This window comes from Treponema sp. OMZ 805 (assembly GCF_050937395.1).
Taxonomy (GTDB): domain Bacteria; phylum Spirochaetota; class Spirochaetia; order Treponematales; family Treponemataceae; genus Treponema.
Genome location: NZ_JACCLP010000007.1, coordinates 45,976 through 64,353 on the forward strand (window position 1 = coordinate 45,976; position 18,378 = coordinate 64,353).

The window sequence follows — 18,378 nt, forward strand, 5'->3', positions numbered from 1 at the left end:
TATGATAATTTTGCTTGACTGTTAGCAATTTCGGCTCTATACTTATAGATAACAAACCTGTTCGGAAACTTCCGTTTCTGAACAGGGTACCTTGAAATGCGATGTTCTTGCATCGTGCTATTTGTGCGATGCGTGAACTCGTCGACCTATTCGAAAACGCAGTTATCGAATAGATCTAATATAAGTGGGGTAAAATGAGTACGGCTAAAGTTTTTAGTTCCATTTTACCATAATATGATTGTTTGCTGAAACTTATTGAGGAGGAGTTTTATGAGCAAAGAAACCTTAAATCCGTTAGCAAATGCACAGGCACAGGTAAAAAAAGCGTGTGATGCTTTAGGTGCAGACCCCGCGGTCTATGAATTATTGAAAGAACCGCAGCGGATGATTGAAATTTCCATTCCGGTAAAGATGGATAACGGTTCTATCAAGGTATTTAAAGGATATAGAGCTGCACATAATGATGCGGTCGGTCCTTACAAGGGCGGTATTCGCTTCCATCAGAATGTCAATGCCGACGAAGTAAAAGCTCTTTCTATTTGGATGAGTATTAAATGCCAAGTAACCGGTATTCCCTATGGCGGTGGAAAGGGTGGTATCACGGTCGATCCTTCCGAACTGTCTCAGCGTGAGCTTGAGCAACTTTCACGCGGCTGGGTACGCGGTTTGTATAAGTACTTGGGTGAAAAAGTAGACGTACCTGCTCCGGACGTTAATACCAACGGCCAGATTATGGCATGGATGCAGGACGAGTACAATAAGCTTACCGGCGAGCAGACAATCGGTGTATTTACCGGTAAGCCGCTCACCTACGGCGGTTCCAAGGGAAGAAACGAAGCAACCGGTTTCGGTGTTGCAGTTGTTATGCGTGAAGCATGCAAAGCAATCGGTATGGATTTAAAGAAAGCGACCGTTGCCGTTCAAGGTTTCGGAAACGTCGGACGGTTCACCGTTAAAAATATCATCAAGCTGGGCGGAAAAGTCGTTGCAGTTGCAGAATTCGATAAGAAAGAAGGTACATACGCAACCTACAAAGAAAGCGGCTTTACCTTTGAAGAATTGAACGATGCAAAAACAAAAGACGGCAGCTTACTCCATGTTCCCGGTGCAAAGAGAATTTCTCTCGATGACTTCTGGGCATTGAACGTCGATGTTATCAGCCCCTGTGCAATGGAAAACGCGATTAAAGAGCACGAAGCTAATCTGATTAAAGCGAAATTAATTTGCGAAGGCGCAAACGGCCCCATCACGTTGGAAGCTGACGAAATCCTTTACAAGAAAGGTATCCTCGTTACTCCCGATATTCTGACCAATGCCGGTGGCGTTACCGTTTCTTACTTTGAATGGGTACAGAACCTCTACGGCTACTATTGGACTGAAAAAGAAGTTGAAGAGAAAGAAGAGCGTGCGATGATCGATGCGTTCAACCCAATTTGGGCATTGAAGCAAGAAAAGAACGTTTCTTTCCGCCAAGCAACTTACATGAAATCTATCAAGAGAATTGATGAAGCGATGAAGGTAAGAGGCTGGTATTAATCCCGAACTTCATATTTGCCTGAAAATATATGAGAACGGGGCTGTCCAAAATCTGAAAGCCTATCGGCTTTTTCTGTAAGGAAATGAATTATCATATCCGCTAAAGCGGATTGCGCAACAGTTTTTGGACAGTTTCCTTAGATTTAGATTCGATGTTGTGATGCAAAATGTACGTCCTTGTACATTTTTCATCGGCGAGTTTTTGCTGTGCAAAAACGTCGCTGCTGCCGGGAACCACCGCCATCCGTGGCGGGTCTGACAGTCATTACTGTATAAAGACTTAATTTTAAACTCGCGGGGATGTCGAAAAAGTAACCAACTTTTGAGACATCCACGTTTCTATATGGGTAGATAACAGGTTTTAATTTACAAGGTGCATTGGGTGTCGTAAATGATCATCCGATGTGCCTTTTTTATTTTTACAGGAGCAATCTCTGAAAACTCAATGAGATTTGCCTCGTATCATTCGGACTGAATATCCCCATATAGAAAAAAATGCTGTTTTTTTCTATAATAAAAAGTAACTTTTTATGGGAGGCTCAACTATGAAAGCAGCCGTATTGGACGGATTTACGCTTAATCCGGGAGATTTGTCGTGGCGAGTTTTACAGGACATTGCGGATATTACGATATATGACAAAACAGCACCTGATGAGGTATATGAACGGGTAAAAGACTGCGAGGCGGTTTTATCAAATAAAATTGTGTTTTCAAAAGAATTGATTGAGCGCTTACCCAAGCTGCGCTATATCGGCGTACTGGCGACCGGCTATAACGTTATCGATATAGAGGCGGCTCATGCGGCGGGCATCACCGTAACGAATATCCCCAGCTACAGCACCGACAGCGTTGCCCAGCTGGTATTTGCATTCATCTTGCAGTTTTATTGGCACGTAAAAGAACACAGCGATGAGGTACACAGCGGTAAGTGGAGCCGCAGCGCACATTTCTGCTATACCTCGTTCCCGACATTTGAACTGACGGGAAAAACGCTTGGTATTATCGGTTTTGGACACATCGGGCAAAAGGTTGCGGAAATTGCACTTGTGATGGGTATGCGGGTGCTTTATGTCAACCGCTCGCCTAAAACGGTACCGCAGCTCGCGGCGGCGAAGCAGGTGGAGCTTGACACTCTCCTTGCCGAATCCGACATTATCAGCTTGAATGCGCCGCTTAACAGTGCAAGCGAAAAAATGATTGATGCCGCAGCGCTTACGAAAGTAAAGCAGGGTGTGTTTATTATCAATACCGGACGGGGGCCGCTTATCGATGATGAAGCGGTTGCCGCAGCATTAAAAAAAGGTTCCATCGGCGGCTATGCGGCCGATGTGCTTAGTGCCGAGCCGCCGCCTGCAAACCATCCGCTGTTCGGCTGTCCCAACTGCGTTATAACACCGCATATTGCATGGCAAACCCACGAAGCGCGGACGCGGCTATTGAACCTCGCCGCGGATAATTTAAAAAGCTTTCTTTCCGGTAAACCGCAGAATGTAGTGTAGAATAATTCATAATTATGAATTCTGAATTCTGCCATCGCTGGCATCACTAAAAAATATACAGGGGCAAACACATCAGATAAGCCAGTCAAATACCGCAGAATATATAAGCTGGACGACCATTTGAGCCGCAACGCGGCGAAACTCTGGTCGGAGTGCTTATATATTCTGCGGGGGTGTACTACAAAATGTCTGATACGCTTGCCCGAAAGGAGTCTCGATGAAGCAATTAAAAAACGGGCAGCTTGTTGCAATAGGCGCAGCGGTTGTACTCGTTATCTTGGCATTTTTCAGTTTTACCGTTGTTTCGACAACGGATAACGGTGTGGTAACGCGGCTCGGTAAGTACAACCGGACGCTGCAGCCCGGGCTGCAGTTTATTATTCCGATCGTCGAACGGGTGTACCATATTCCTGTTACGACCGTTCAAAAAGAGGAGTTCGGCTTTCGTACTACGATGGCGTCCGACCGGAGTCAGTACCGGAATAATATCCTCACCGAATCTTCCATGCTAACCGGTGATTTGAACATTATCAATGTTGAGTGGACGGTGCAGTACCGCATTATCGATCCTAAGGCGTGGCTCTTCAATGTTGAAGAAGGGGAACGGATTAACACCGTCCGCGATGTGTCCACTGCGGCAATCAACAGCTTAATCGGCGACCGAGCTATTTTGGATATTATGGGATCGGAACGCGATTCCATTCAGTTCTCTGCCAAGGAGATTATGAACGAAAAGTATAAGCAGCTTGGGCTCGGCATTGCGGTTTCGTCGGTGCAGCTGCAAAACGTTATCCCGCCGGAAGATGTGCAGCAAGCCTTTGAGGACGTTAACATCGCCATCCAGGATATGAACAGGATGATTAACGAAGGCAAAGAAGCCTATAACAAGGAAATCCCTAAAGCGAAAGGAGAGGCCGACCGGATGATTCAGGAAGCGCGCGGCTATGCGGCGGAACGGGTCAACAAGGCGGAAGGAGATGTTGCCCGATTTAATGCTGTCTATGTCGAGTATAGCAAGGCGCCCGATATTACCAAGCGGCGGCTCTATCTTGAAACACTCGATAAGATATTTTCAAATACCGACAAGGTAATCTTCATCGATAAAAACGTTAAAAATTTCTTACCGTTAAAAAATCTTTCGGGAGGGGAGCAGTGAGAGCGAGTAAAATAGATCCGGTAAAGGCTAAAAAGACCGTGCGGTTTGGCGCAGTGGTGTTGTTTATTCTTATTCTTGTGTTGTCGGTAAAGCCGTTTTATGTTTTACATGAGGGGCAGACGGCCATTATCACTCAGTTCGGTGAGATTGTCAAAACCGAAACGGACGCCGGGCTTCATTTTAAAATGCCGCTTTTGCATCAGGTACATCGATATACGGCAAAACTGTTACGCATCGACGGCGACCCTCAAAAAATCCTCACCAAAGAAAAGCAATTCATCGAGGTGAATACGACCAGCCGTTGGCGTATTTCTGATATCCGTAAGTTTTATCAGTCACTCGTAACCTACGAAGGGGCTTATTCGCGGCTTTCCGATATTATCGATTCGTCGGTACGGGATATCATCACCGTCAACAGTTTGGATGATGTTGTCCGCACTACCAACAGCATTAACGAAACCGTCCATCAAGAGCAATTCGGATTGAATACGGACGACGTGAAGCTTGAGGAGGTAACCGGTTCGGAAAAGGTGGTATATGCCGCTATCGAAAAAGGGCGCGATGTGCTGGCCGCCGAAATTTTAAAGAAGGCGAATATGCAGCTGGAAGATTTCGGCATTGAGGTTATCGATGTCATCTTTAAAGAGATAAAATATTCCGACGAATTGCAGGTTTCGGTCTATAATAGAATGATTAAGGAACGGAATCAAATTGCCCAGACCTTCCGTTCTACCGGTGAGGGAAAAAAGGCGGAGTGGCTCGGTAAGTTGGAAAACGAGAAAAAGAGCATCCTGTCAAAGGCGTATTCCGAGTCGGAGAAGATAAAGGGAACGGCAGATGCGCAGGCTACCGCAATCTATGCTGCATCGTACGGCAAGTCTCCTGAGTTTTATAGCTTTTGGAAGAGCCTTGAGGTATATCAAAACGCGCTTCCCGATACCGAAAAGATATTATCAACCGATATGGAATACTTTCAATATCTCTATAAACATTAACAGCGTGTGATGGGTAGATAAAATCAAGTACGGGAGACTTGATTCGTGCGGAAGGTTTAATACCCCGACGCTTGCGTCAGGGTTGTTGATTTTTTCTATCTTTAAGCTTATACTTTAAAAGTGGGGATTCCCACCGTGAGGAAATAGATTATGCCGACAACAGTTTTAAAATCCTATGATGCAAAAATCGACTCAAAAAAAAGGATAACATTGCGAAATGCGTTCTACGAATACTTCCATGTCGAAGAATATGATGATGGCAGAATATTACTTGAACCTCGTGAACTTACAAAACCACTTCAAGTTTCAGTGAATACTCTCAAAATGATGGATGCAAGCATGGAAAATTTCAATAAAGGACTTGTTTCCGAACCCATTGATTTTTCTGCCTATGCGGATATTAAGTAATGTTCAACATAAGAATGGGTATTCCTGAAATGAGAGAATATTGGAACGGTTTGGAAAAGAACATTAAAGCTCATGTCGCTAACAAACATGAAGTTATGTTATTCAAAAAATTAGTGAACTGTTTTAAGAAGCTGTCGTCTGACCCGAAATATCCGGGACTGTGTACACATGATATTGAGGCACTGACAAAACGATATGGAAAGAAAGTTTGGCAGTCATATTTGGAAAACAGCAAACGTGCAGCCGGTAGAATTTTTTGGGTGTATGGTCCGAATAAATCTGATATTACGATAATCGGACTTGAACCGCATCCGAATGATAAGAAAGATGCGTATCGGAAAGTAACGCTTTCAAGTACGGATAAGGGAAATGAGGGCAACGCCCTAATGCCCTAATATTTGTTGGAATTTTTACCGATACTGAAATATGCAGGGAGGACTCCGGTGAGACGTAGAGGTTCTTTTGGACGAGTAATAGTATTACTTTTATTGATTATTATATTGGTTTTCGGCGGACTTTTTTGGTTTAGCTATCTCGGCTTAATCAATGCGCGAGGAATCTTTTCGCCGGTATACTCGTTGTTCGGATTAAAGACACCTGCCGGTGTCGCTTCTCCGGCTGATGCGGATGCGGATTTGGATGCCGACCGGTATGCAAAGCGGTTGATTGCCTTGGATGTCCGTTCGCAGGAGCTTGATAAAAAAGAAGCTGATGTTACCGCCCGCGAAAAAGAAGCGGCGCAGGTATCGCAGGAACTGGACGATCGGCTTTCTATTATAGAAGAAAAAGAAAAGTCTTTTAAACAGATGATGACGGAACGAGATATGCGAGAAGCGAATATCGACCAGATTGCGCGGTATATCAACGGTATGCAGCCTGAGAAAGCGGTCGCAAACTTATTGCAAATGGATGATCAAGATATTATCGATGTACTGCGGGCGGTAGAGGCAATAGCAAAAAAAGCGAACAAAACATCTTCCGTTGCATACTGGTTCTCGTTGATGCCGGCGAATCGCGCCGCCGATATTCAGCGCAAGATGGCAAACAAACCGGCAGCGCTTCCTTAATCTCTTGAGAGATGTTATTTCCGACACTTCAGTTTGCGCTCTTTTTTTCCGTTGTCTTTTTTCTGTACTGGTATGTATTCAGGCGGAGAGAACAACGGATTGTGCTGCTTACCTGCGCAAGCTATTTTTTTTATGCCTGCTGGGATTGGCGTTTTTGCCTCTTGCTGTTTGGAGTGTCGGCGCTGTCCGGCCTTATCGGTTATCTGCTCGGAATTCAAAAAAACTATATTCCCCGTACTGTTACGATGATAATCGGTACCGTACTGCACATTCTCTTCCTCGGTTTTTTTAAATATTTTTATAATATTGTTTCCTTTTTCAACTACACATTTTTTAACGGGCAGCTCCAAACGCCGTTATTGTTGCAACTGCAAAGTTACTCACTCTTATTACCGGTCGGAATTTCGTACTATACGTTCCGTTCGATGAGTTATATCTTTGATATTTACCTTTGCAAAATGAGGCCGGTTAAATCGTTTATCGAAGTAATGCTCTATATCTCGTTTTTTCCGCAGCTGGCGTCGGGTCCCATCGTGCAGGCGGAAGCTTTTTTTACCGCCTTGCCGGACAATCTTACACAAGACGCAACGGCAGAACGTCCGATCGCCTTTGACCGCAGCGTACTGTTGATCTTGTCGGGGCTGTATAAAAAGATGGTACTGGCCACCTTTCTTTCCGTGCTTGCCGTCGATCCCGTATTTGCGAATCCTGCACAGTGCAATACCCTCGAACTGCTTGTCGCTTTGGTGTCGTACACATTTGTCATTTACTGCGACTTTTCCGGTTACAGCGATATGGCGATCGGCATCGGGCTTTTACTCGGCTTTGAAGCGCCGCAGAACTTTAACCGGCCGTATCTTTCCCAATCGGTGAGCGAGTTTTGGCGGCGCTGGCATATCAGCTTTTCGTCGTGGCTGCGCGATTATGTGTATTTTTCCTTCGGCGGCTCACGCTACGGGTTAGTCCGCACAGTGTTTGCGCTGGTCGGGACAATGCTCATCGCAGGGGTGTGGCACGGCGGCTCTCTTCCTTTTATACTGTGGGGGCTGCTTCAGGGTATTGCCTGCGCCGCAGAGCGGGTTGTCGCCGTACTCGGCAAAGAGCGCCGCGCCGCCGCTATAAACACTGCTGCGGGCAACCAAGGATCTCTCATTGCTGCAACGGCTGTATCCGATAAACCGCGCCGCGGCATGGTGCGGTTTGCCGGCCGGGATATTGATATAAAACAGCTGCTTCGGCTCGGCGGTATGTTTGTGTTTATCAATATCAGCTGGTTGATTTTCCGGTCGAGTACCGTGCGGGAAATTGCGTTGTATCTTTCTTCGCTCAAGAATATCACACAGCCGATTCGCACGGTGCATTGGTTTGTGCTGGTACCGCTTGCCGCCGCCTTCCTACTGCAAATCCCGAAAGAAGAGACGCGCCGCGTATGGTTTACACGGTATGTGCGGCTGCCGCTTGCAGTAAAGACCGCTGCCGTTGTGCTGTTTTTTGTCGCTCTCAACATTGTGTCGACCTCCGGTATCGCACCGTTTATCTACTTCGGCTTTTAAGGAGGATGTGCAAAGTATGAATGAACCCAGTCAACACGGCGAATCTGCTCAGCAAGAGTGGAACGGCCGATACTCTCCCAACCAGTGTTTTTTCTTTGCGGTGCTAGCGCTGCTTATTCTTATTCCGTTTTTAGGGCAGCGGCTTGCGCATCCGGTGCAAAACATCAAAAGAGCCTCTCTAAAAAACATTTACAGCGCGCTCACCGCTCCGATTGTTTCCGTTACCGAAGCAATTCCGGTAGCAGCCGTTATTCCCGTACTCAGGAATGCGTTTATACGGGGGGCGGGATTAGCGGAGCGCGGCGAATGGGATACGTTTTTTTACCGACAAGGGGTGTACGACAGCGAGGTTGCAGCCTTTTATGCAATAACCGGTGAACAGGGGTACACCGAAACAATACCCGGCTTTTCGGATACGCTGAATGAACGGGAAGGTATACCTGCCGAGTTGAGCAGACAGGTTTCTAAAGAAACGCTCCGCAATGTCGCACTGCCGGTTATTCATTCTGCACGGACGCCTCTGCGGATATTTTTTTTCGGGGATTCCCAAATGCGCAGTATCGCTGCCGGTATGACCCGCGCGCTCGGTTCCGATACCTCTATTGCCGTGCGGGAATTAAGCGTTCCTTCTTCCGGTTTTCTCCGTTCCGATTACTATAACTGGCCGCAAAAACTTGAAGCCGTGTTTGCCGGTCAAAAAGACGGGGAACGTTTTGATGCAGCCGTCATTTTTTTAGGGATGAATGACTATCAGGATATGTGGACAACCGGCGGCATCATGCTTACGGCGGGTACCCCTGAATGGGAAGAGGTGTACCGTAAAATGGTAAAAGTACACCTCGACACTGCGCTCGCTTCCGTTCCGCGGCTGTACTGGCTCGGCTTACCGGTCGTTCGGAGCGCTGCATATAACGAAAAGATGCAATACCTAAATGCAGTGCACGATTCCATCGCGGAAGAATACGATTCTAAAAAGCTGGTCAGAATTTCGCTCAAAAGCCTCGTCGAGCGATACGGAACGGGATACCTCGGCGCAATTAAGCCTGAAGGCAGCGCATGGATATCCCTCATGCAAAGCGACGGTATCCACTACACAATCGAGGGCGGCGAGTATTTAATGAAGCAATTCATTGACCGCCTGCACTGCGACTATGCATTCAGGTAAACGCATCAGACCGTTTTTAAACACCCCCGTGGAAAAATTAAGACTATTCGACCAGAACTGCCACGGATGCCATCGCTAAAAAATGTACTTCCTTGTACATTTTTTAGCTTCGAGTTTTCCTGATGAAAAACTCGATACTGTTTTGAACCACTGACTTCCTGTCAGTACAGCGATGTTTTGTGCGTGCACAAAACTCGCCTTCAACTGATGTACATGGATGTACAACAGTTGAAGATGGTTCAAATGGTCTCACAGTCTCAATTTTTCCGCGGTTTTTATCTACTCTATCTGATGCGTTTACCTGTCTGCTGGAAAAATGTGCGAAATTTTATTTCCTTAAAATGCAACAGTTGAACAAAATATGAATTTTTGAAACTGTTGCATTGGTGCGCGTCAAGCGCACGCATCAATACGCAAGTTTTCGAAAGAAAACTTGGCGGTTAAGGTGAGCGGCGTCATTGTAGACGCTCACCTTATACCTATGAAATTTCGCACAGAAGGAAGGCAACCACTAAAAATATTTTTCATGCGGTTGCCCTGATGTATTTGAAACGCATTGAACAACAGTTTAAAAGCAGTTACACTGATGCCCATGATACTCGACAATAAATATATGATGCCGTATACGGTACCGACCACAGCCATTGACGGGCAGTACCGTTGTACGCCGATAACTCTTGCTGCGCTTTCGCAGGATTTGGCGGCTAATCACTATAGCTCTACCGGTATATTTATGCCGCAGCTGCAAGAACGAGGTTTGATGTGGATTATCTCCAAGCAACATTTTGAAATACATGAATATCCGCTCTGGCTCGATTGCCTGACGTTACAAACATGGGCGCAGCCGCCGAAGGGACTTTTTTGTTTTCGGGATTTTGCTTATTACTACGCCGAGGGCGGAAAGAAAGCTTCGTTGTCTGCGGCCTTTAAAGATTTTGATGCAGCGGAACGGAAGGGTACCGAATGGACGGCAGACTCGTTGCGCCGATATGGAGCTCTGTGTGTGCGCGGCAGTACGTGCTGGGTTGTGCTGAATATGCAAACCAATCAGCCTGCCGTTCTTGACGATACGGTGTTCGGTTCGCTGACCTTTTGTGACGAGCATTTAGAAGGGCGGGTTTTTGCAAAAATTCCCTTGCCGACACACTGGGATCGCGAGGAGTTGTTCCATCCGTCGCTTTTGGATATCGATATGAATGGACACGTCAATAATCTGAATTATATCCGCTGGGCATTGTCGTTTATGGATGCGGACTTTTGCCGCGGCAAATTGCTCCGCGTACTTGATACCAATTTTTTGATTTCCGCTCAATATGGAGAACAACTCTGTTGTCGCTGCTCTCATATTGAAGACAATGTGTGTGTGCATTCTATTGTGAGAACTGCCGACGGCAGCGAGGTATTCCGCGCCCGTAGTGAATGGGCTGACGAACGGAAGATGGCACGGCCGCTTCAGGTTGAACATGAAACATCCCGACTATAACGCGCCGTCCGCACTCGCCACCGTGCTTGATGAACACGGGTTCGGGATGCAGAAAAAATTCGGACAAAACTTTTTGATTAACGCACATATACGGCAGGAGCTCGTTTCCGCACTCGGTCTTTCCGCCGGAGATACTGTATGGGAAGTCGGCCCTGGGCTTGGCTCGATGACGTCGCTGTTGTTAGAAGCCGGTGCCGATCTAACCGTATTCGAAATAGACCGCGGCTTCGTACAGCTTTTAACGTCATACTTCGGCTCCTATCATTCGTTTCATTTAATAGAAGGCGATGTGCTTAAAACATGGAAAGCGGAGTATCAACGGCATGCACCGGAAGCCTTTTTCGGGAATCTGCCGTACAATATTGCGGCAAAGCTCATCGCGGCGACAATCGAAGCCGAGTGTTTTTTTGACCGTATGGTGATAACCGTGCAAAAAGAGGTTGGACTCCGGATGACCGCGGCTCAGGGAAGCGCTGATTATTCATCGTTTTCGGTGCTGTGCCAGTGGGCTTATGATGTGGAACCGATCCGCGATATTGCTCCCGCCGCTTTTTGGCCTAAACCGAATGTCGAATCACGGGCGCTCCGCTTTACCAAAAAGCAGTCCCCGCAGCCGGTACGCGATGCGCGTTTTTTTTTAAGTCTTGTCCGCGGTTTGTTCAGTGCGCGGCGTAAAACGGTAAAGAATAATTTAAGTACGATCCTTGCTGCACGGGGAAAAAAGACGCTGTCTGCGGAATCCTTGCTGAAAGCAGCCGAAATCGATCCCGCCGCCCGTGCGGAATCTCTTACGGTCTATGATTTTATCCGATTATCGGATACACTGGCGGGCTGTGATGAATAAACGATTGCGTTGTACTGCGTTTTTGGTTCTGTGCATGATGACCGCTGCGCAGATGCCGCTGATTGCGGAAGAAAAAAAAGAAGATTATACGCCGGTTCCCTATACCAAAGAGGAATTCCCTCTTTGGCAGCGGGAGCTTCGACGGTTTGAAATATTGTCCTTCGGGGCGCTTCCCTTTGTTACGTTGCTCTCTTTTTGGGGCTACGATATGATTCGAGCTGCAAAACACCCCAAAGACCCCGCCTATTATCCGTGGCCGCTCAAACAGGCTGATAAAGCGGTCGCGCTGACTGAAAAAGAACAGCTCGGCGTGTTCCTTACCGCCGCCGGTATATCAATGACAATCGCGTTAATCGATATAACGTACCGCGCTATTAAACGTTCCGCAGTAAAAAAACGTTTGGAACGGGAAAATGCCTTTACTGAAGATCCCATTCAGTTTATTCCGATAAAACCATCAACTGAAGTAGAACCTCAGACTTTGCAGCACATGACCGATGCCGCATTATCTGCGGGTTCTATCGGCGGAATTGCAAGGCTATGAGAGAAGAACGTCGCTGCAGATCCTTCCGCTCAGGGCGGCAAGACCGATACGGCAGCGCAGCATTATGACTAAAGTATTTGAGCTTGAGGTTCCGGAAGGTACCGCTAAGCTGAGGCTTGATGCGTTTTGCAGCAGCATTCTTACCGGCATGACCCGTTCGCAGCTGAAAATGGGGATGCAATCCGTGCAGCTCAATGGGCGGCAGGCAAAACTTTCAAGCACTGTGCAAGCGGGCGACCGTATCACACTGATATGGGAAAATCCGCTCCCCGATGTTCTTATCCCTGAACACATTCCGCTCCGTATCCTGTATGAAGATAACGATGTCATTGTGGTAAATAAGCAGGCTGGTATGGTAACGCACCCTGCGGCAGGCAACTGGACGGGGACGCTGGTACAGGCGCTTGCCTATTATCGTTTGCACACTTCTCCTATCCATGACGCATTCGCTCGCTTGCTCGAAGCGGAGCAGGGAAAAGAAAATTTTACCGAGCTATCGCGTATGGGTATCGTTCACCGACTTGATAAGGATACCTCCGGCATCCTTATCACCGCCCGTAGCGCCGAGGCGGAAGCCTTTCTAAAAAACGAGTTTAAGCTGCGGCGTACGGAAAAATATTATCTTGCAATCTTGAACGGCATACCGGAAAAGCAGACCGGTATTATCGAAACTTCGGTATTCCGTGACGGACATAGCCGCATTCGGTTTGCCGCCTCAGGCGATTTGTCTAAGGGAAAATATGCGCGTTCCCGCTATAAGGTATTGCGGGTATATGGGAAATATGCGCTGGCGCTCTTTAAAATCGATACCGGTAGAACTCACCAGATTCGGCTCCACGCGCGGTTTATCGGCTGTCCGATTGTCGGGGATCCGCTGTATGGAAAAAAAGAGGCGGAGTGGAAACAATACGGGTTGATGCTCCATGCGTATCGGCTCCGTATTACGCTCCCTTCAGCACGTGAAAAAGCCGTGTTTACCGCCCCGCCGCCCCGAAAATTCCTGACAGTCCTGCGCCTTTTGCAGAAGCGACAGCCGCAGGGGAATAGCTGAGATATTAACACGGCAATCGCATCACAAATATTTTAAGCGATTGCTTTCCTTTTGTACGAAATTTTATCTAAAATTTCGTACAGTTGATTGACAGCTCCGTTCGCCTATACCTTCCGCATACTGTCCAAGGGCTTTTCTTTACCTGCATACACGGCAGGCAGCAAGCAGACAATTACCGACAGAATAAGCGTTCCGGCGGCGATTATATAAAGCTCGGTAGCATTGAGGGATATGGGGATATACTCCAAATAGTATTCGGGCGCTAAGAGGCGGATGGTTTCGGGGCTGCCCGTTTTTCCCAGCATATAATAGAACGCGGTCTGCCCTATATTGATTGCGTGCTCAAAAGCGACAAACAGCTCGTTGATGTGTAAAGCCGCCAGTATCCCACCGGTTAAGCCGATACAGAGTCCTGCTGCTCCCGTAAAGAGACCTGCGAGTAAAAACGACAGGGTGATAAAAAACGGATGCGCTCCGGTCGCTTTAAGAATTGCAATTTCCTTCCGCCGCTCCATGATGAGCATTACCATTGCCGACGAAACATTGACCGAGGCAGCAAGAAGAATCAAAAACATAATGAACATCAAAAGATTCTTTGAAGTCTGAAATGAATAAAATTGAGAACGGTTTAAATCCTGCCACGTATACACCGAAAATCCCGCCGGTAACAGTTGCCGAATGGCGTCTTTTGCTTCCGCAAGCAAGACGTCGTTAAAAGGATCTGCAATACTGACAACAAGAGCGCTCAGCGAAGATTGCGGCGACAATACTGCATCGGCAGACTCCAACGGGATAAAGATCCACAGTGCATCCAATTCCTGATAACCGGAGGAAAGAATGCCGACAACCTTAAAACGAGTAAGTTTCGGCTTTGTCTGATTGCCTGAATACTGCGGCAGCAGCGTAAGCAGCGAGCAGCTGTCTCCGACTTTAAGACCGGTTTTCTCCGCAATCTTTTTGCCGAGCAGGATGGAGCGGGCGCCGTCAAATTCAAGACTGCCGTCTACCACCGTTAACAGGTTCCGTGCCGCCGGATTTTCGGTAAAATAGCCCGTCTCTATTGCCCGTATTGTGCCTCCGCTGCGGCCGGTCTTGCCGATGAGTAACCCCGTACCTTCCTGTTGCCGCCGAGAACCGGTGAGCGCCGACTGTGCAGTCATGCGGATTGAATTAAAAACTTCTTGGATGCTTTGCTTCCGCTCATCGGCTGTCTGTGCATTCCGCGGCGTCGGGCGCAGGTCGAGCACCTGTATGTGTCCGCTCCCCAGTTCAATCATACGGGAGGTAATCCCCTTGATCATTCCGTCAGACACAACGAGCACAATAACCAACGGAATGATGCTGATACCGATGCCCCAGACAGCGCCGATTAAACTTTTCCGTGCGTTTGAAACTGTCTTTCCCGCATTCAGTCCCAGATACCGCAGCGCAAGCTTCCATGCCAATAAAAAATTCATAAAAGCTGCAACTTCCCTTGCTCAAGCCGGTAGCATAGATCGGTATCGGCGGCAATTCCCTGATCATGCGTCACGATGATAAGTGTTTTATGATGTTTATCAGCTATCGAAAAAAGCAGCTCCTGCACCCCGTGCGCATTTGCGGGGTCGAGGTTGCCGGTCGGCTCATCAGCCAAAATAAGTGACGGATCGTTGATAAGTGCACGGGCAACCGCCGCCCGCTGCCGCTCTCCGCCGGATAGCTGTGCGGGAAAATGATTAAGCCGTGTCTCCAACTTGACATCCTGTAAAAGTGCAGCAGCTTTCTCTTTTACCTTTTTTTTTGGCATACCTGCGATGAGCGCAGGAAGCATCACATTTTCGATAGCCGTAAAGTCTTTCAACAAATAGTGAAACTGAAAGATAAAGCCGAGGTAAAAGCGGCGATAGTCCGTCAATCCGCTTTCATTGAGCCGGTGCAGTTCGTATCCGCCTGCAATAATCTCCCCCGAATCAGCCTGTTCCAAGCCGCCGACAATATTCAAAAAAGTGCTTTTCCCGCAGCCGGACTCCCCTACTACGGCAATTTTTGCCGGTTGCTCGATTATCAGATCTAAGTTATGTAAAATACGGATTGAATCCGCCTCCGACTGAAAGGTTTTTGAAACATTTGTCAGCGCCAAAATCGGTTTATTCATAGCGCAGTACCTCCGCAGGTTTAAGGGTAAGAATTTTTCGGGCTGCAATTGAAGCGGCAAAACTCGCGGAAAAGACACCGAATAAGAACACTAAAAAGACTTCGTCGAAGAAAATACGCACAGGCACCGAATCGATGTAAAAATATTTAGGACTGAAAATACTAAAGCCGGTAAAAAATGTGTGCTCCAGCAAAATATTTGCCGCTTCAATGACGGCATTTACCAGATATTCAGCCAGTAAAAACACCCGATTGATGTCTGCGGAAAGCAGCAAACCCAACAGCAAACCAATGAACGCGCCCAAAAGCCCGATTGTAAAACCGTTTGCGATGAAGAGCGCTTGGATATGCTCTTTTTTAGCCCCCAACGAGGCAAGCACCGAAATTTCCTCCCGCCGCTCATAGATAGAACGCCGCATTCCGTTGTAAATATTCACCGTAACCACCACAAAGATTAAAAATACGAGCATAAACATCGTATTTTTTTCGATACGCAAGGCTCCGAAAAATGCCTGATTATAGGTGCGCCATGATTCGGCTCTCAGTTCGGGTATGACGGCGGAAATGCGGGCTATATATACCCCGTCGGTCTCCGAGTTTTGAAGCTTTACTGCGGCGGATAGCTCCTGTTGTTTACCGCAGAGCATCTCGCCGGTCTCCATCGACATAAAGGCAAAACTAGCGTCGATTTCATAATAGCCGGTCTTCATTAAACCGGCGATTCTACACTCCGCATCCTCAGGAAAGATATCGGTATCCGCAGTGCCCGAAAGCGCGAGAAGTGAAATACTATCCCCTGCAGAAACAGAAAGCATACGGGCAAGTTCATATCCGAGCACAACGGAATGCGGCGCGCTGAGGTCAAAAGAGCCTTCCATCATCGTTATGGCACCGGCAAAGCCGCGGTCATCGCTTAAGATTGTCTCAGGCACGGCACGCAGTATGGCGGGTTGCTGCCTGCCGTAGTTTCCCTGCATTATCGTTTGTGTTTCCGAAAACATATAAAAAGACTGGAAACCGCCCGCAGCACGCGCCTTCTCAAGCGCCGCTCCGGATCCGTACAGCTGCACGTGCGCCGAACTTACCTGCAAAATGGTATCGATAAAGCTGCGCTGAAAACCGTTCATCACGGCAAGTATTACGATAAGCACCGTAACCCCGAAGGCGATACCAAGTACGGAAAGGATTCCGGTAATTGCCGAACGCCCCTTGGTATCTGCGGCATTAAACCGCCGTAATACAAAAAAAATCCATGCAAGGTCGGTACGCTTCATTGCTCCTCTCCTACATACACTTCTTTATCATCGACATAGAGGTGCACAATATGCGGCGTACTGCCAAGCTCGATAAAGGCGGTTTTCTTCCCGTCACGGTATTTGGTTTGAGTAACAGCCTTATCTCCGGCAAATTCCCAAACCGACCTGTCGCTATTTTTTCCCGCGGTAATTGTCTGTTCAATCAGTTTATCGGAATCGTTATAGGTATTTTCCGTCTTGGATATCAAGTTTTTCCCTTCGTACCGCTCGATAGTCAACTCTTTTCCTTTCTCGTTATAGCGAATAACTTCCGAGGCATCCTTGCGAAGTATTTTTTTCTGCTCGGGATAACGGGCAGCGCCATGATATGTCCACACCGTTTTTTCAATCGCAGCGCCGTCTTCGTAGAGTACCCCAAAAGCAGACCGTCCCTGCCGGTCAAAAGTTTCATAGTACCATTTGTTTCCATCCGCAACGGCTAATCCCTTGCTATGGATTGAGGCAAAAGTTACATCGGCATCTTCGCCGCTTCCGTCCTCTTTTCCGGCTTCTACCGCTGACGCAGCGGTTTCGCTATCCTTTGCAGTCTCAGTAGAAGCCTTCTCTGTTTGGGTAGTATCTGCCGACGCTGTATCTGCCGGCGCTGTATCTGTCGGGACTGTATCTGTCGGGACATCATCCGGAGTGATGTCTGCCGGAATCTCCGGTATTGCCCCGATCTCCGTTGATTCGAACCCATCGGCAATACCGAGCGGCGATTGACAAAACGCAACCGCTAAAATGAAAAGGCAGAAAACGAAACGTTTCATACCGGCATACCGATAAATTCCCGCAGATAGGTGTCGGCATTGAATGGGGCAAAGTCTCCGTATTTTTCGCCGGTACCGGTAAAAATAACCGGTAGATTCAACTGCCGTCCTACACTGAGCGCGATACCGCCCTTTGCCGTCGAATCGTATTTTGTCAGAATGACCGCATCGACACCGACTGCCTCGTGAAAAACCTCAGCTTGCCTAAAGCCGCTTTGCCCTGCCGTTACATCGAGTACGAGTATTTTTTTATAACATCCCTCATCGGTTTTTGATTCTGCAATTCTATTGATCTTTTGCAATTCCCGTACAAGGTTTTCCTTATTGTGGAGACGTCCGGCGGTATCGGCGATAACAAGCCCGCCTCCTTGCGCCCGCGCTGCCTGAGCCGCATCAAAGATAACCGCCCCCGGATCCCCGCCGTACTGATGCGCAATAACCCGAACATCAAGCTGTTTTCCGTGATATTCAAGCTGCTCTATTGCGGCTGCCCTAAAGGTATCCGCAGCGGCAAGGATAATCGGCGCTTCAAAGTGGGGCTTATAATACTGAGCGAGCTTTGCAGCCGTCGTCGTCTTTCCCACTCCATTTACCCCCAGCAGTAAATACACCGAGGTCTTATCTTTCTCCGGCATAAAAGAAGCAACCGGCAAAAAAGGACGTAAAATATCATATAAAACCTGTAATACCTGCTCCTGCTGCTCGACCTTCCGTTTTTTGCATTCCGCGCGGAGCCGGTCTTCAATTTCAAATGCAAATTGAGCGCCGATATCGCCTTCCACCAATGTATCGGTGACGCTTTCAAAAAAAGAATCATCCAATTGGGAATGAATGCCGAACAGCTTCTTTAAGCCTTCGGAAAAACTTCTTTTAGCCATA

The 18,378-nt window shown here is 47.6% G+C and carries 18 protein-coding genes; 13 read left to right on the top strand and 5 right to left on the bottom strand.

What is annotated here, in order from left to right:
- Positions 1-270: 270 nt before the first annotated feature.
- The 13 genes from HGH47_RS07160 (at position 271) to HGH47_RS07220 (ending at position 13,301) form a co-directional block, all read left to right on the top strand.
- Positions 271-1,536 carry a Glu/Leu/Phe/Val family dehydrogenase gene (locus tag HGH47_RS07160; protein WP_212564841.1) on the top strand — a complete coding sequence of 422 codons (1,266 nt, stop codon included), beginning with the start codon at positions 271-273 and terminating at the stop codon, positions 1,534-1,536.
- A 545-nt stretch (positions 1,537-2,081) separates the two neighbouring features.
- Positions 2,082-3,035: a D-2-hydroxyacid dehydrogenase gene (locus HGH47_RS07165; protein WP_432911328.1), complete on the top strand. Its 954-nt coding sequence runs from the start codon at positions 2,082-2,084 to the stop codon at positions 3,033-3,035.
- A 217-nt stretch (positions 3,036-3,252) separates the two neighbouring features.
- The gene (gene hflK, locus HGH47_RS07170) at positions 3,253-4,191 is read left to right on the top strand and encodes an FtsH protease activity modulator HflK (protein WP_432911331.1); all 939 of its coding nucleotides are present in this window, start codon (positions 3,253-3,255) and stop codon (positions 4,189-4,191) included.
- Entirely contained in the window at positions 4,188-5,186 is a 999-nt protein-coding gene (gene hflC, locus HGH47_RS07175) for a protease modulator HflC (protein ID WP_432911334.1), read from the top strand. Before hflK ends, hflC begins: the two co-directional genes overlap by 4 nt.
- Positions 5,187-5,336: 150 nt before the next feature.
- Positions 5,337-5,594 (top strand): hypothetical protein, encoded by a 258-nt coding sequence (locus HGH47_RS07180; RefSeq protein ID WP_212564845.1) that lies wholly within the window; start codon positions 5,337-5,339, stop codon positions 5,592-5,594.
- Complete coding sequence (locus HGH47_RS07185) at positions 5,594-5,989, top strand: hypothetical protein (protein WP_432911338.1); 396 nt, start codon at positions 5,594-5,596, stop codon at positions 5,987-5,989. The genes HGH47_RS07180 and HGH47_RS07185 overlap by 1 nt, the downstream gene beginning before the upstream one ends.
- 48 nt (positions 5,990-6,037) lie before the next feature.
- A complete protein-coding gene (locus HGH47_RS07190; protein WP_212564847.1) occupies positions 6,038-6,661 on the top strand; it encodes a periplasmic-type flagellar collar protein FlbB in 624 nt (207 codons plus the stop codon).
- Between the two features lie 11 nt (positions 6,662-6,672).
- The gene (locus HGH47_RS07195) at positions 6,673-8,214 is read left to right on the top strand and encodes an MBOAT family O-acyltransferase (protein WP_212564848.1); all 1,542 of its coding nucleotides are present in this window, start codon (positions 6,673-6,675) and stop codon (positions 8,212-8,214) included.
- 16 nt (positions 8,215-8,230) lie between these two features.
- On the top strand, positions 8,231-9,379 hold the full coding sequence (locus HGH47_RS07200; RefSeq protein ID WP_212564849.1) for an SGNH/GDSL hydrolase family protein: 1,149 nt from the start codon (positions 8,231-8,233) through the stop codon (positions 9,377-9,379).
- A gap of 592 nt (positions 9,380-9,971) precedes the next feature.
- Positions 9,972-10,862 carry an acyl-[acyl-carrier-protein] thioesterase gene (locus HGH47_RS07205; protein ID WP_432911437.1) on the top strand — a complete coding sequence of 297 codons (891 nt, stop codon included), beginning with the start codon at positions 9,972-9,974 and terminating at the stop codon, positions 10,860-10,862.
- The gene (gene rsmA / locus HGH47_RS07210) at positions 10,843-11,706 is read left to right on the top strand and encodes a 16S rRNA (adenine(1518)-N(6)/adenine(1519)-N(6))-dimethyltransferase RsmA (RefSeq protein WP_432911342.1); all 864 of its coding nucleotides are present in this window, start codon (positions 10,843-10,845) and stop codon (positions 11,704-11,706) included. Before HGH47_RS07205 ends, rsmA begins: the two co-directional genes overlap by 20 nt.
- A gap of 34 nt (positions 11,707-11,740) precedes the next feature.
- Positions 11,741-12,250, top strand: a complete 510-nt coding sequence (locus HGH47_RS07215) for a hypothetical protein (RefSeq protein ID WP_330997244.1) — start codon at positions 11,741-11,743, stop codon at positions 12,248-12,250.
- Between the two features lie 64 nt (positions 12,251-12,314).
- Positions 12,315-13,301, top strand: a complete 987-nt coding sequence (locus tag HGH47_RS07220) for an RluA family pseudouridine synthase (RefSeq protein ID WP_212566575.1) — start codon at positions 12,315-12,317, stop codon at positions 13,299-13,301.
- Positions 13,302-13,405: 104 nt separating this feature from the next.
- On the opposite strand, the gene HGH47_RS07225 is transcribed toward HGH47_RS07220, so the two are convergent.
- From HGH47_RS07225 to ftsY, 5 genes are read right to left on the bottom strand one after another with little or no spacing between them, the layout of a single operon-like run.
- Positions 13,406-14,758 (bottom strand): ABC transporter permease, encoded by a 1,353-nt coding sequence (locus HGH47_RS07225; RefSeq protein ID WP_212564850.1) that lies wholly within the window; start codon positions 14,756-14,758, stop codon positions 13,406-13,408.
- A complete protein-coding gene (locus tag HGH47_RS07230) occupies positions 14,755-15,435 on the bottom strand; it encodes an ABC transporter ATP-binding protein (protein WP_212564851.1) in 681 nt (226 codons plus the stop codon). The genes HGH47_RS07225 and HGH47_RS07230 overlap by 4 nt, the downstream gene beginning before the upstream one ends.
- Entirely contained in the window at positions 15,428-16,708 is a 1,281-nt protein-coding gene (locus HGH47_RS07235) for an ABC transporter permease (RefSeq protein WP_212564852.1), read from the bottom strand. Before HGH47_RS07235 ends, HGH47_RS07230 begins: the two co-directional genes overlap by 8 nt.
- Positions 16,705-17,499, bottom strand: coding sequence for a hypothetical protein (locus HGH47_RS07240; RefSeq protein ID WP_432911349.1), 795 nt, complete (start codon positions 17,497-17,499; stop codon positions 16,705-16,707). The genes HGH47_RS07235 and HGH47_RS07240 overlap by 4 nt, the downstream gene beginning before the upstream one ends.
- Positions 17,496-18,377: a signal recognition particle-docking protein FtsY gene (ftsY, locus tag HGH47_RS07245; RefSeq protein WP_432911352.1), complete on the bottom strand. Its 882-nt coding sequence runs from the start codon at positions 18,375-18,377 to the stop codon at positions 17,496-17,498. Before ftsY ends, HGH47_RS07240 begins: the two co-directional genes overlap by 4 nt.
- Position 18,378: the final 1 nt, after the last annotated feature.